The organism is Alteromonas sp. (assembly GCF_984505615.1).
Genome location: NZ_CFHOXV010000018.1, coordinates 21,260 through 34,535, shown reverse-complemented (window position 1 = coordinate 34,535; position 13,276 = coordinate 21,260). Strand labels below are relative to the sequence as shown.

Below are 13,276 nucleotides of genomic sequence, written 5' to 3'. Positions count from 1 at the left end.
CGGGTTCGTTGTGCGCAGAAAACCCTTCTTTTTAATCGTGCTGCTGATATTCATTAGTGGTCTGTCAGCATGCGGCTATCGCGGGGCACTCTATCTTCCAGAAGAGTCTCAGGACAACCAGCAAACTCCAGCCGGAACACCCGCCGACCAATCCGGAGACACTCAGTAATGGATTTTTTCGCTTTTCAAAACGGGCAACTGTTTGCTGAAGATGTAGCAGTATCTAACATCGCTAAAGCACACGGTACACCTGCGTATATTTATTCCCGCGCCACCCTTGAGCGTCACTGGCATGCATTTGACCAGGCACTGGGCGGACACCCTCACCTGATTTGTTACGCCGTAAAAGCCAATTCAAACTTAGGCGTGCTGAGCGTCCTGGCAAAATTAGGTTCAGGCTTTGACATCGTATCCGGCGGGGAACTGGCACGGGTACTGGAAGCCGGTGGTGATGCAAAGAAAGTGGTATTTTCCGGTGTAGGCAAAAAGCCTGAAGAAATTCGTTATGCGCTGGAGAAAGGCATTCTGTGTTTCAACGTTGAGTCTGAGCCGGAACTGGAGCGCATTAACAGCGTTGCCGCAGAAATGGGCGTAAAAGCTCCCATTTCATTGCGTATTAATCCGGATGTGGACGCTAAAACTCACCCGTATATCTCCACGGGACTGAAAGCGAATAAATTTGGTATTCCCCGCGAACGTGCCGTTGCGACTTACGAACTGGCCGCCAGTCTGTCAAACCTTGAAGTAAAGGGCATGGACTGCCACATTGGTTCTCAGCTGACCTCTATTGAGCCGTTTGTTGATGCCCTTGAAAGATTATTAAAGCTCATTGATGAGCTTGCCGCTAAAGGTATTACCATTTCCCACCTTGACGTGGGTGGTGGCCTGGGCGTGACTTACAATAACGAAACACCGCCTCATCCGAAAGAATACGCCGCCGCCATGGTAGAAAAGATGGCTGGCCGCGAAAATTTAAAGATGATCATGGAACCCGGCCGCGCTATTGCTGCGAATGCCGGCATTATGATCACTGAAGTTGAATTCGTGAAAGAAGGCGATGAAAAACACTTCGCCATCGTTGACGCTGCGATGAATGATTTAATCCGCCCGTCGTTATATTCAGCCTGGCAAAACATCGTACGTGTTGAGCAGGAAACCGATGCCACACCACGTATTTACGATGTGGTGGGACCGATTTGTGAAACCGGTGATTTCATCGGTAAAGACCGTGAACTGGCAATAAAACCGGGAGACTTACTGGCGGTTCGCAGCGCCGGCGCCTATGGTTTTGTTATGGCCTCGAACTACAACAGCCGCTGCCGCCCGCCGGAAATTATGGTGGATGGTGACCAGGTAATTGTGGTGCGTGAACGAGAAAATCAAAAAGATCTCTGGAAAGGTGAGTGCAAACTTACGTAAACTAGAGAAATACAAATAAGAAAGATGTGCGCTTAATGCAAGTTCAATTTTCCAAAATGCACGGGCTGGGCAACGACTTCGTTGTCATCGATAACGTTACCCAGAACGTTTTCTTTTCAAAGGAGAAGATTCAGCAACTCGCTGATCGGCACTTTGGTATTGGCTTTGACCAGCTGTTGCTGGTAGAACCTCCCTATGATCCTGAACAGGATTTTCATTACCGCATCTTCAATGCAGACGGCTCGGAAGTTTCTCAGTGTGGAAACGGAGCCCGTTGTTTTGCCCGTTTCGTCAAAATGAAAGGGTTAATCAACCGCAATAAAATTAAGGTCAGCACCAAGGCAGGAAAAATGGTGTTGTACCTGGAAAAAGACGGACAGGTCACCGTGAACATGGGTGTACCTGACTTTGAACCAGCCAGAGTACCTCTGGTCGCCAATAAACAGGAAAAGACCTACATTTTCCGTGTTGAGGAACGCACAGTATTTTTAGGCGCAGTTTCCATGGGTAACCCCCATTGTGTAATGGAAGTCGACGATGTCGATACCGCCGGTGTGCATGAAGTTGGCCCGTTACTGGAACGTCACGAACGTTTTCCGGAAGGGGTGAACGTTGGCTTTATGCAAATACTGTCGAAAGACCATGTGAAGCTCAGGGTATTCGAACGTGGCGCAGGGGAAACCCTGGCGTGCGGCAGCGGCGCATGTGCCGCTGTAGCGGTCGGACAGGTTCAGGGAAAATTGGATAAGGAAGTCAGGGTAGATTTACCCGGCGGCAGTTTACGTATTCGCTGGCAGGGCGAGGACTCGGCACTCAAGATGACCGGGCCCGCTGAGCACATTTACGACGGACAGATTAATCTATGAGTGATGCTTCAGGTCAAAGTAAAAGACCGGTAACACTGGAACCCAATTACGACGAAGCGTTCGGACTGACAGCAGAAGAAGTGCGTGCTTTTTTATTAAAGCATCCCGACTTTTTCGCCAATAATCCGGACATTCTTGAACGGTTGGTGATTCCTCATGAGGAAAAAGGGGCTGTATCTTTAGTTGAACGCCAGAGCGAACAGCTTCGCAAGAAGGTACGTCAGCTAAATTATAAACTCAACCAGCTCATCGGCGTGGCCAAACAAAACGAGAAAATTTACCGCGTTTATACGGATCTGAATGTCGAACTGTTACGCTGTAAATCTGTATCGGAAATCCAGTACAAACTGGAATCTGTTCTGCAGGAACGTCTTAATCTTCACTCAGTAGTGTTGCAACTGTTTAAAGGCCCTCATGCCATGCAGGAGCTGCAACGCAGACTCATCATCGAAAAACGCTTTAAAGACAGCACCTTCTTCTTCGGCCGTTTAAGCCAGCACGAAAGACAAGTGATCTTCGGTGAAGAAACCGCTGAATCTGTCGCACTGATTTTACTGGGTGACAATCACGATATGGGTATTCTGGCTGTAGGCTCTGACGATGCCTCCCACTTTACTCCGGATATGGATACTCTGCTGCTGAAACAGTTGCAGGAAGTGCTGAACATTACCATGCCGGGCATGCTGGGATATTAATGCAACCTGCGGCGCCCGAACCTCGCCTCAGTGATGCATGCCAGCAATGGCTCGACAAATTTCTTTTGCATCTCGATATCGAGCGGGGATTATCAGAGCATACCGTTTCCAATTATCGCCGCCAGCTTACCGCCATTGCCACTGAACTGGCCCTTGAAGACTGGTCAGGACTGACCCCTTCAGATGTTAAGCGGGTCATGGCCATCGCCAAACGACAGGGCAAGCACGCCCGCTCCATCGCGTTACAGCTTTCTGCCCTGCGAACATTCTGTCATTACCTGATGCGTAACGAACAACTGTTCAGCAACCCCGTAGAGGGTATTCAGGCGCCGAAACAGGGTAAGCCTCTGCCAAAGCAAATCAGTGTGGATGACATGCAACAACTACTGTCTTCGCCACAGGATGAAGGCATAGAATGCCGCGATATGGCAATGGCCGAACTACTCTACGGATGCGGGTTACGCCTGAATGAACTGACCGGCCTGCGCCTTGCTGATTGTCAGGGCGACGGCACGCTTAAAGTCACCGGTAAGGGGAATAAGCAGCGTATCCTGCCACTTGGACGCACGGCAACCAAAGCCCTGAATGCCTGGTTAAAAGTACGGGGGCAGTATGCATCGCCCTATGAGCCGGCCGTATTTGTGAGCAAACGGGGGACGAGGATCTCAAACCGTCAGGTGGCAAACCGTCTCAATCAGTTAGCTCAGTCTCAGAATATGAATCAGACTGTGCATCCTCATAAACTGCGCCATTCCTTTGCCACGCACGTATTAGAATCAAGCGGTGATCTGCGGGCAGTTCAGGAACTGCTTGGTCATGAGAACTTATCAACCACGCAGGTCTATACGCATCTGGATTTCCAGCACCTGGCGAAGGTATACGATAACGCGCACCCCCGCGCCAGGAAGAAATAACTTATTAATTAACACTGAGGTCCCATGCGATTTTACCGGCCTTTAGCACCAGTGAAAGCCATGACTTTCGATCTGGACGATACACTTTATAACAATGACCCCATTATCAAACGGGCAGAAGCAACCCTTAAGCATTATATTGCTGCGGAATATCCGCAAACGGCAAAGCTTTCGCCGCAGGAATGGACAGATATAAAGCGGGGTCTGATCAAGGCACAGCCCGCGCTGGCTTCAGATATGGGTCAGTTGCGTATGCATACACTCAGGCAGGCGCTGGAACAGGATATTCAGGATCCTGAAGCACTGGAGGCAGCCGCGAAAGCGTGTTTTGACTGCTTTTATGATGCCCGCAGCGATTTCACGCTGGATGACAGCGTTCACAGCGTACTGGCTCAACTGGCAGAGAAAATGCCGCTGATAGCGATAACCAATGGCAATGTTGACCCGCATAAAACCGGACTGTCAGCGTACTTTAATGTGGTGTTGCACGCCAGTGTAACCCGTCCGGCCAAGCCGTCCGCTCATATGTTCGATGAAGCGGCGGCGATGCTGTCGTTAGCGCCGGGCCAGATTTTACACGTGGGTGATAATCTGGAAAAAGACGTTATGGGTGCAGTGAAAGCGGGATATCAGGCGGCATGGATTGCAGTAAACCGCGACATGCTCCTGAACCGTGAAGCAGCTACATTGCTTCCTCATGTGGAATTATCGTCACTGGATGAATTGCTGGCGTTTACCTGACAGTAAACGCCGTTAAAGCACAGCAGACGACTTCAGGACGACACTGCTGTGCACCGGGCAGGTAAACTATTTACCGGTTGCAGCTTCGCTGTCTTCGAGGAAATTCTGGCGCATGGAATCGCAGGGGCGCTGGCAGGCTGGTTTACCCACAACTTTAGCGGGCACACCGACCACAGTCACATGAGGCGGCACATCGTTCAGCACCACACTGCCTGCTCCCACTTTTGACCCTTCACCAATTTCAATGTTGCCAAGAATTTTTGCACCGGCACCTACCAGCACGCCCTGGCGCACTTTCGGATGACGGTCGCCGGATTCATTACCCGTCCCGCCCAGCGTTACACTCTGCAAAATACTGACATTGTCTTCCACCACTGCGGTTTCACCCACCACAATGCCGGTAGCGTGATCAAACATCACCCCTTTACCAATCTTTGCAGCGGGATGAATGTCGACGCCGAATGTTTCTGAATTCCGGCTTTGTAAAAACAATGCCAGCTGATGACGGCCCCGCTGCCACAGGTAATGTGCCATACGGTGAGTTTGCACAGCGTGAAAACCCTTAAAATACAACAAAGGCGTTAAGTAGTCTTTCACCGCTGCATCACGGTTAAACACAGCTTTGATGTCTTCAATGGCCGCTTCCGTAATGGAGGGGTCAAGCAGGTAGGCTTCATCAAACACTTCACGGATAGCAATGGCCGGCATCACATCGTCAGCCATTTTATTCGCCAGAATAAAGCTCAGTGAAGACTCAAAATTATGATGGGTCAGAATACATGCATGTATATAACTCGCCAGCAAAGGTTCGTTGTCAGCAATGTGCTGCGCTTCGCTTTTAAGCGTAAGCCAGAAGCCGGCGTTTCTTGTTGATACTTGCATAGGTGTTCCTGGTTTTGGCGTAAGTGCGTGAAAGCTTAAAGGCCCCGAAATAAGCCTGAAAGATAAGGGCTGAACGTCACAGATCAAGCACCATGTTATCAACCGGTGAGGATTATCGTTCAACGACATAAATGTCTACTCACATCACCGGCAAACCGATCGCACATTACAAAATTTCAATATCACCGCAGACCGTGAAATCACTGGCCGGCACCGTGAAAGTTCTACATCCTACGCCTGCCCGCCCTCTCCGGCTATAGCGAAAAGGAATATAAAATAACAACCGTAATTCAGAGACTTATTCTCAGTAGCAGAAAACTGGAATAAGAGTTGATTGTGTATGGGTAACTGCCGGCGTAAGACTTCGCAATGAGTTGATTGCACAGTGCGTCAGACAGACCATGCCCGGACCTGTTAAACCGGTCCTGACAGAATTTTGTAACATCATTAAATCTTGAAACAGGAGAAAGATATGAACAGCGATCGTATCGAAGGTAACTGGAAAGAGTTAAAAGGTAAAGTTCAGCAACAGTGGGGAAAACTCACCGACGATGATGTGGATAAAATTGATGGCCGCCGTGAAGAACTGGTAGGCAAAATTCAGAAAGCTTACGGCAAAAGCCGCGATGAAGCTGAAAAAGAAGTGGACCGTTACTTCAACTAGTAGCAATCATCCCTTTTGAATATCTCACATGGAGCGCTTAATGCGCTCCATATTTTTGTTCGCGTGCTGATCACTTCGTCTGACTATCGGAAGGTGAATGGTCAGCCACGTAAGCCCCCCGCTCTCCTTTAGGCTTTTCCTCGCCGGCAGTGCTGTCTTTATCGGTCTGGTATTCGGTAGCTGAATTGAGTTCCGCGCCGAGCAAGATGATGTAAGCACTCAGATAGAACCACATCAGCAGGATAACAATCCCTCCCAGCGAACCGTAGGTTTTGTTATACGAAGCAAATTCGTTCAGATAAACAGAAAACGCAAAGGACGCAATTACCCACACCAGCGAAGCAAACGCCGAGCCTACGGTTACCCAGCGCCACTTTGCCGGTCTCCGGTGGGGTCCGTACCGGTATAGTGCTGCCAGAGCGACATTAAACAGGAATATAAGTACAGGCCAGGTGAGCCAGGTTGCCGCCTTTTCGTTGAGTACAGAACCGGCTAAGTAGCTTATCCATTCGGGCAACACAGAAATACACAGTAATGCGGCGATCACGAAGGCGATAATACCAATGGTCAGTACCAGCCGCGCCAGCAAACCTTTCAGAAACATCCTGCCGTGAGGTTCGTTGTAGGTAATGTTGCATGCCGTGATCAGCGCGTTCGCGCCCTTACTACTGCTCCAGATTGTCAGCAACAAGCTCAGAGAGACCCCCCAACTGAGCGCAAAGTCAGAATTTCCGGTAAGTTTGGTCAGTTGCTCCTCAACAATGTAACGGCTGTCAGCAGGCACCACGTCCACCAGGTGTGCCATATGGCTTTGCAACTGTTCCGGTGTGACCAGCAAACCATACAGAGAGATAACGGCAGTAAGCAGCGGGAATACGGCGAGCAGGAAATAGAAAGCCACTCCGGCGGCGACCAGCGATAAATTATGTGCATTTTGTTTGCTGTAAGTGCGTTTAAGGATTTGCCACCACGCCAGCAAAGAAAAATCTGTCAGGGATGTGGCATCGGTGGAAGATGCCTCGCGGGATTTGAAAAGTTGCACTGCTCGCACGCTCCGGAGTCGAAGATATGCATTTCATACGTACTTCACAGCAGATGGTGCAAACCGGCCCCTGAAAACACCATGCAAGGCGAAACCGGTTACTCCTCTTACTGCAAGTACAGTGACAACAAATTTAAGAACAGGCAGACAGATTAAGCGAACTTCGGTGCAGTACCGGAGAACATGGCCAGCTTATCAATAAGGGTTTCTTCATTTTTAACGCCCATGGCTTTTATCAGACGTTGTACCTGAATTTCCACGTCACCGGTGGTCAGTCCCGCAGCCGCTGCAATATCCCGGTAGGAAGCGCACTTATACAACATGCGCGCAATCAATACTTCCCGCTTGTTCAGCGCATAGCAAGACTGAATGTTCTGCCAGTCCGGCTTTCCTCTGGACACAATATTTACAACGGCTAACGGCTCACGCCGCTCCTCTTCTGCCTGAGAGGCAAGCCGGTGAATATGGAAGATTTCAATCACGTCCACGTTATCATCAACAACGTGCACCACCTCGTCCTTCTCAGCTCCGGAGAGGCAAGCCTGAACTTTGTCGCAAAAGCGGGTGTGCTGGTGCTGCATGGCAAAAACAAGACGTCTTTTGTTGAGTGCAACGGCTTTACCTGAATTCAGGTACTGCTCTGCCTGACTGTTACAGGCCTGCACCCTTAACTGGCTGTCGCAAACTACAAACGCCGTTTTAATGTGCTCGTAAACACCCTGCGCCAGTTGTCTTTGTTGGCGAAATATTTCTTCATCACGGAAGAAGCGGGCTGCACGGACAAAGTGCGGCACTAAACGTTTGAAAGCAACTTCTTCGTATTTTGAAAAATCGTCATCCTGCTCAGAGCGGCAAACACCGAGATATGCTTCATAGCGTTCGTCCCGCAACACCAGTGCTGCCAGTGTTTTTTCTGCATCCAGCGGAGTCAGTACTTTCCCTGCAATCGCAGTAAAATGTTCTGAACTTCGAAATGCGGGTGAACAGGTATCAAAGATATCCCCTTCATGGAGCCGGAAGAAAAAAGGTTTAAGGGCGGAAAGTGAAGATAAATCCACTTCTGGGGGAAAGGACGGGCAACCCTCACCGGCGGTCTTCATACGCCAGGCAACTTCTCTGTCGTTGATCACATCGCGCAGAACAAGAAATGTTTTGTTGGCCAGAAACACTTTGTTGCACTGCGCCAGCACCCTGCCCCATTTACGGGTTAGTGCAGCGTCATAAATTTCAATAATCAGTTTATCGAAATCAATGGTTTCGTTATCTACGTTGTAATCCATGACTATCCCGTCATTTACGGCGCGGCGGAGCAAGGTTACTTACCCTTTGCGTATAGCCGCTTTATTTACGCTACGCACCCGACACCGTGAATACTATTTCCTGTGTGAATAGCACTGTACAGGTAAACTTTAACAAAGTGTATATTTTCCACATACTTAGCCTTTAGTCTAATTTTGAGACTTCTTTTTAACATCAGTCACATGGCACGGTAGAATAATGATTCCCTTTGCCTTACTGTATAAATTCACAGCCTGCTCTGGCATAATCTGCCGGTCTGAAATTAATTACGCTGGTGATCTGCCCGATGGATGTATCTTTACTTCTCGACGACCTAAATGACAAACAACGCGAAGCCGTTGCTGCCCCTCAGTCGAACATGCTGGTGCTTGCAGGCGCCGGTAGTGGTAAAACACGGGTACTGGTTCACCGCATCGCCTGGCTGATGGAAGTAGAGAACATCGCGCCTTTTTCAATTCTGGCGGTAACCTTTACAAATAAAGCAGCCAAGGAAATGCGCGGCCGGATTGAACATCTGATGAAGCGCAGCATGCACACCATGTGGATGGGTACCTTCCACGGTCTGGCGCATCGTCTACTCAGAGCACATCACGCCGAAGCCGGCTTGCCGGAAAATTTCCAAATACTGGATTCCGACGACCAGTACAGGTTGATCCGCCGTATTCTGAAAGCGCTGAATCTGGATGAGAAGCACTGGCCGCCAAGACAGGTACAGTGGTACATCAATGGCAATAAAGATGAAGGCTTAAGACCTCAGCACATCGATACCCATAACGATCATACCCAGCAGAAGATGCGCGATATTTATGCGGCCTACCAGGAGTCCTGTGACCGCTCCGGGCTGGTTGATTTTGCCGAACTGCTTTTGCGGGCACATGAGTTGTGGGCCCGTAATCCCGAGATTCTGGCTCACTACCAAAAACGTTTCCGCGCGGTACTGGTCGACGAATTCCAGGACACCAATAACATTCAGTACGCCTGGCTGCGCATGCTGTGCAGCACCGGCGAAAACACCATCATGATTGTGGGCGACGACGATCAGTCAATTTATGGCTGGCGTGGTGCAAATGTCGATAATATACATAAGTTTCTGAAGGACTTCCCGAAGCCGGAAACCATCCGTCTTGAACAGAATTACCGCTCCACCAGCACAATTCTGAAAGCCGCAAACGCGGTGATCGACAACAACACCGACCGGCTCGGCAAAGAGCTCTGGACTGACGGTGCTGACGGTGAACTGGTATCTGTCTATGCCGGTTTCAACGAACTGGATGAAGCCCGCTTTATTGTGTCGCAAATTAAGAGCTGGCTGCAGCAGGGTAATGCCCTCAGTGAAAGTGCCATTCTATACCGCAATAATGCTCAGTCCCGTGTACTGGAAGAAGCGCTGTTGCATGAAGGACTGGCTTACCGGATTTACGGTGGTCTGCGATTCTTCGAACGCCAGGAAATTAAAGATGCGCTGGGTTATCTGCGCATGGTTAACCACCCTCATGATGACGCTGCCTACGAGCGGGTAGTTAATACACCCAGCCGCGGCATGGGTGAGAAAACCCTGTCAGCCATTCGTGAGACGGCCAGAGCGCACAACAGCTCGTTGTGGCAGGCCAGCAATTTGTTACTTACCGACGGTTCCCTGAAAGGCCGTGCAGCTAACGCCTTGCAGAGTTTTATTGTACTGATAACCGATCTTGAACAGGCAATGGCAGATTTACCACTGGAAGAACAGGCCGACAAAGCTATCAAACATTCCGGCCTGTATGCCATGTACCAGGCTGAAAAAGGTGAGAAAGCTCAGGCACGCCTGGAAAACCTTGAGGAACTGGTCACCGCTTGTAAGCAGTTTATCGTGCCGGAAGAAGCCGATGAAATGACGCCGCTGAGTGCATTTCTGGCTCATGCCTCACTGGAAGCCGGTGAAACACAGGCTGACACCGACCAGGATGCGGTTCAGATGATGACCATTCACACCGCCAAAGGCCTGGAGTTTCCGCTGGTCTTTATGGCCGGTGTTGAAGAAGGCATGTTCCCCAGCCAGATGACCAATGATGAGCCAGGCCGAATGGAAGAGGAACGCCGTCTGGCCTACGTGGGTATGACACGGGCCATGAAAAAGCTCTTTATTACCTATGCGGAAAGCCGCAGGCTTTATGGTCAGGACAAGTATCATACGGCGTCGCGGTTTATCCGCGAAATTCCGTCGGAATGCGTGGAAGAAGTACGGTTAAAATCCACGGTATCCCGCCCTGTTCATAACCGCTTTTCACGGGCGACGTCCCACGAAAGTTTTGAACAAACCGGGTTTCAGTTGGGTCAGCGTGTCATGCACCGCAAATTCGGTGAGGGCGTTGTGCTCAACTATGAAGGTTCCGGCGATCACGCCAGAGTGCAGGTGAATTTCGACGAGTTCGGCAGCAAATGGCTGGTACTGGCCTATGCTAAATTGCAGCCACTCTAAATTTCACCTGCGGTCAGCCGATATTATTTAATTAACCGCTAAAGAAGCGATTTCATTCAACTGAGGCACGATATGCAAAGAAAAGTACTGGTCATTGAAAATAGCCAGAAAAGCTTGCAGCTCGTGTCCAAACTGGTGAAAAAAGCCGGTTTAATTCCCGAAGGGGCAAATTCTCTCAGCGAAGCACAGATGCGCTTTTCTGCGTCTATGCCTGAAGAGTATCTTTGTGCCGTCGTAGCCTATGCGCTGCCTGATGCGCCTCACGGAGAAGCCATTGATTTCACCATCAATGCTTTTGTGCCCACCATTGTCGTTACCGACAGCGCCAGCGACGATACCCGCAAAGCGATACTCAGCAGAGAAATTGTGGATTATCTGGTAAAGGAAAATCATCAGATCTATGACTATCTGAGCCGCCTTCTGGCCAGACTCGATAAAAACAAAAGTGTGGGTGTACTGGTGGTGGACGACAAGCGCAGCAGTCGTCAGGCCATGGTTTCCCTGCTCCGCCGACATAACTTCCTGGTTTACTCAGCCAGCGGACAAGCGCAGGCGCAGGAGCACCTTGCTGAACACCCCTACATTCAATTGATGCTCATCGACTATACGATTGATGATGACCAGGGCGTCCAGTACATTGCGGAATTACGCCGCGCATATGCTAAAGAAGAAATGGCGATTATCGGCATTGCGTCAGGAAAATCCGGTATTTTGCCGGCAACATTCCTCAAAAGCGGTGCCAATGACTTTCTGCGCAGCCCCTTCTGTCACGAAGAGTTTCTGTGCAGGGTGATGCAAAACCTTGAATTGCTGGAAAGCGTGGAAACCATCCGCCGGGTCGCCAATTCTGACTATCTGACAGGCCTGCCGAACCGCCGTCACTTTTTCTACACGGTAGCCACCCGCTACCGCCAGCATGTGGAACGCCAGTCACTGGCCCTTGTAGACCTTGACCATTTCAAACGCATTAATGACACCTACGGCCACGATGCCGGTGATGCCGTGCTGAAAACGGTGGCAGAGTTAATCAGCTCGCTGTTTAACGATGTACCGGCAGCACGATTCGGCGGTGAAGAGTTCTGTATTTATCTGCCGGATATGGCGCCTGAAGATGCCCTCAGGCGGATGGAAAATTTCCGCGCCGTAGTTGCAGAAACCCCAGTACTCTACAAAGATAAGTTGCTTAGTGTGACAGCCAGTATCGGCTTAATCAGTGCTTTTGATGACAACCTTGAAACCCTGCTCGGCGATGCAGACAAACTGCTTTACACCGCCAAATCTCAGGGTCGTAATCAGGTTTGCTCCCGCGCAATCTGAAGCTTTTTCCGCTGCTGACGGTAGGCCCGTAACGAATCGGTACTGAATACCACCAAAGCCAGCCACACAAAAACAAATGTCACCATTTTGGTCATATCAAAGGGCTCGCCGTAAACAAACAGCGCCAGCATAAACATGATTGACGGTCCGATATACTGGAAGAACCCCAGCGTGGAATACATGATACGGCGGGCTGCGGCAGTAAAGCACAGCAATGGCGCAGTGGTTACAATACCCGCCGCAAACAGCAGTGCATTAAGTTGCCAGTCATTATGCAACATATTGCTGTGTTCACTGGCAAACCCTACCCAGTAAATCAGCGCGAAAGGTAACAACAGGGTTGTTTCAATGAAGAGTCCGGGCAATGAGTCCACCGCCACTTTCTTTCTCAGCAAACCATACACACTGAAAGTCATCGCCAGCACCAGCGCAATCCAGGGAAGTTGACCATAAGTCACAATAAGAATAGTGACGCCGGTTGCAGCCAGACCAACCGCCACTTTCTGCGCCGGACGCAACACTTCACCCAGGAACAAACGGCCGAAGAACACATTGATCAGCGGATTGATATAGTAACCCAGACTGGCATCAAGCAAATGGTCATTGTTAATCGCCCAGATAAAAAGCAGCCAGTTTGCTCCCAGTAGTAAACCCGCAAAAAACAGCACCCGCATCACTTTGCGACTGCGCAATGCTGCCATCACCTTTGGCCCCTGCTTCAGTGCCAGCACTAACACCAGCAGAATGACCGCAGACCAGATAATTCTGTGCATCAGCACATCCATGGCCGGCAGAACCTGAAGCTGTTTAAAGTAAACCGGCGCTACGCCCCACATAATGTAGGCTGCGATGGCACAAATTACACCGGTACGGGTAACGCGGGATGCTGCAAGGCTTTGCAAGTCGTTCAATGACGTTCCTTGTTAGAAGAGAAAGTGACATTGTCTCCTGCCGGTACAAACTGAAGCAAGTCTGTACC

At 50.0% G+C, this 13,276-nt stretch carries 13 protein-coding genes; 9 read left to right on the top strand and 4 right to left on the bottom strand.

The genetic code is table 11. The annotated features are described in order from the left end of the window. The first annotated feature begins 10 nt into the window (after positions 1 to 10). From lptM to AC4PME_RS11545, 6 genes are read left to right on the top strand one after another with little or no spacing between them, the layout of a single operon-like run. On the top strand, positions 11 to 169 hold the full coding sequence (gene lptM, locus AC4PME_RS11570; RefSeq protein WP_119499804.1) for an LPS translocon maturation chaperone LptM: 159 nt from the start codon (positions 11 to 13) through the stop codon (positions 167 to 169). Further along, on the top strand, positions 169 to 1,419 hold the full coding sequence (gene lysA / locus AC4PME_RS11565) for a diaminopimelate decarboxylase (RefSeq protein WP_491045971.1): 1,251 nt from the start codon (positions 169 to 171) through the stop codon (positions 1,417 to 1,419). Before lptM ends, lysA begins: the two co-directional genes overlap by 1 nt. A 35-nt stretch (positions 1,420 to 1,454) precedes the next feature. Then, positions 1,455 to 2,285, top strand: a complete 831-nt coding sequence (gene dapF / locus AC4PME_RS11560) for a diaminopimelate epimerase (RefSeq protein ID WP_119499802.1) — start codon at positions 1,455 to 1,457, stop codon at positions 2,283 to 2,285. Beyond that, a complete protein-coding gene (locus AC4PME_RS11555; protein WP_119499801.1) occupies positions 2,282 to 2,980 on the top strand; it encodes a DUF484 family protein in 699 nt (232 codons plus the stop codon). The genes dapF and AC4PME_RS11555 overlap by 4 nt, the downstream gene beginning before the upstream one ends. Beyond that, positions 2,980 to 3,894, top strand: coding sequence for a tyrosine recombinase XerC (gene xerC / locus AC4PME_RS11550; RefSeq protein ID WP_491045972.1), 915 nt, complete (start codon positions 2,980 to 2,982; stop codon positions 3,892 to 3,894). Before AC4PME_RS11555 ends, xerC begins: the two co-directional genes overlap by 1 nt. A gap of 24 nt (positions 3,895 to 3,918) precedes the next feature. Then, positions 3,919 to 4,635, top strand: a complete 717-nt coding sequence (locus tag AC4PME_RS11545; protein ID WP_491045973.1) for an HAD-IA family hydrolase — start codon at positions 3,919 to 3,921, stop codon at positions 4,633 to 4,635. A 66-nt stretch (positions 4,636 to 4,701) separates the two neighbouring features. On the opposite strand, the gene cysE is transcribed toward AC4PME_RS11545, so the two are convergent. After that, the gene (cysE, locus tag AC4PME_RS11540) at positions 4,702 to 5,517 is read right to left on the bottom strand and encodes a serine O-acetyltransferase (protein ID WP_303573561.1); all 816 of its coding nucleotides are present in this window, start codon (positions 5,515 to 5,517) and stop codon (positions 4,702 to 4,704) included. 472 nt (positions 5,518 to 5,989) lie between these two features. On the opposite strand from cysE, the gene AC4PME_RS11535 reads away from it, so the two are divergent. After that, a complete protein-coding gene (locus tag AC4PME_RS11535) occupies positions 5,990 to 6,181 on the top strand; it encodes a CsbD family protein (protein ID WP_119499797.1) in 192 nt (63 codons plus the stop codon). Between the two features lie 70 nt (positions 6,182 to 6,251). Here AC4PME_RS11535 and AC4PME_RS11530 read toward each other — a convergent pair whose 3' ends face one another. Continuing rightward, the gene (locus AC4PME_RS11530; RefSeq protein WP_474843632.1) at positions 6,252 to 7,223 is read right to left on the bottom strand and encodes a YihY/virulence factor BrkB family protein; all 972 of its coding nucleotides are present in this window, start codon (positions 7,221 to 7,223) and stop codon (positions 6,252 to 6,254) included. 152 nt (positions 7,224 to 7,375) lie between these two features. Continuing rightward, positions 7,376 to 8,503 carry a hypothetical protein gene (locus tag AC4PME_RS11525; protein ID WP_491045974.1) on the bottom strand — a complete coding sequence of 376 codons (1,128 nt, stop codon included), beginning with the start codon at positions 8,501 to 8,503 and terminating at the stop codon, positions 7,376 to 7,378. Positions 8,504 to 8,808: 305 nt separating this feature from the next. Between AC4PME_RS11525 and uvrD the strand changes: the two genes are divergently transcribed. Together uvrD and AC4PME_RS11515 are read left to right on the top strand one after the other, a co-directional pair. Beyond that, a complete protein-coding gene (gene uvrD, locus AC4PME_RS11520) occupies positions 8,809 to 10,980 on the top strand; it encodes a DNA helicase II (protein ID WP_491045975.1) in 2,172 nt (723 codons plus the stop codon). Positions 10,981 to 11,052: 72 nt separating this feature from the next. Then, positions 11,053 to 12,297 carry a GGDEF domain-containing response regulator gene (locus AC4PME_RS11515; RefSeq protein WP_491045976.1) on the top strand — a complete coding sequence of 415 codons (1,245 nt, stop codon included), beginning with the start codon at positions 11,053 to 11,055 and terminating at the stop codon, positions 12,295 to 12,297. Here AC4PME_RS11515 and rarD read toward each other — a convergent pair. Continuing rightward, on the bottom strand, positions 12,273 to 13,199 hold the full coding sequence (gene rarD, locus AC4PME_RS11510; protein ID WP_491045999.1) for an EamA family transporter RarD: 927 nt from the start codon (positions 13,197 to 13,199) through the stop codon (positions 12,273 to 12,275). The two genes, AC4PME_RS11515 and rarD, sit on opposite strands and share 25 nt — an antisense overlap. Positions 13,200 to 13,276: the final 77 nt, after the last annotated feature.

Coding starts and splice junctions, on each gene's coding strand:
- dapF (WP_119499802.1), top strand. CDS start 1,455: ATGCAAGTTCAATTTTCCAAAATGCACGGGCTGGGCAACGACTTCGTT.
- lysA (WP_491045971.1), top strand. CDS start 169: ATGGATTTTTTCGCTTTTCAAAACGGGCAACTGTTTGCTGAAGATGTA.
- cysE (WP_303573561.1), bottom strand. CDS start 5,517: ATGCAAGTATCAACAAGAAACGCCGGCTTCTGGCTTACGCTTAAAAGC.
- AC4PME_RS11525 (WP_491045974.1), bottom strand. CDS start 8,503: ATGGATTACAACGTAGATAACGAAACCATTGATTTCGATAAACTGATT.
- uvrD (WP_491045975.1), top strand. CDS start 8,809: ATGGATGTATCTTTACTTCTCGACGACCTAAATGACAAACAACGCGAA.
- AC4PME_RS11555 (WP_119499801.1), top strand. CDS start 2,282: ATGAGTGATGCTTCAGGTCAAAGTAAAAGACCGGTAACACTGGAACCC.
- AC4PME_RS11545 (WP_491045973.1), top strand. CDS start 3,919: ATGCGATTTTACCGGCCTTTAGCACCAGTGAAAGCCATGACTTTCGAT.
- xerC (WP_491045972.1), top strand. CDS start 2,980: ATGCAACCTGCGGCGCCCGAACCTCGCCTCAGTGATGCATGCCAGCAA.
- AC4PME_RS11535 (WP_119499797.1), top strand. CDS start 5,990: ATGAACAGCGATCGTATCGAAGGTAACTGGAAAGAGTTAAAAGGTAAA.
- AC4PME_RS11515 (WP_491045976.1), top strand. CDS start 11,053: ATGCAAAGAAAAGTACTGGTCATTGAAAATAGCCAGAAAAGCTTGCAG.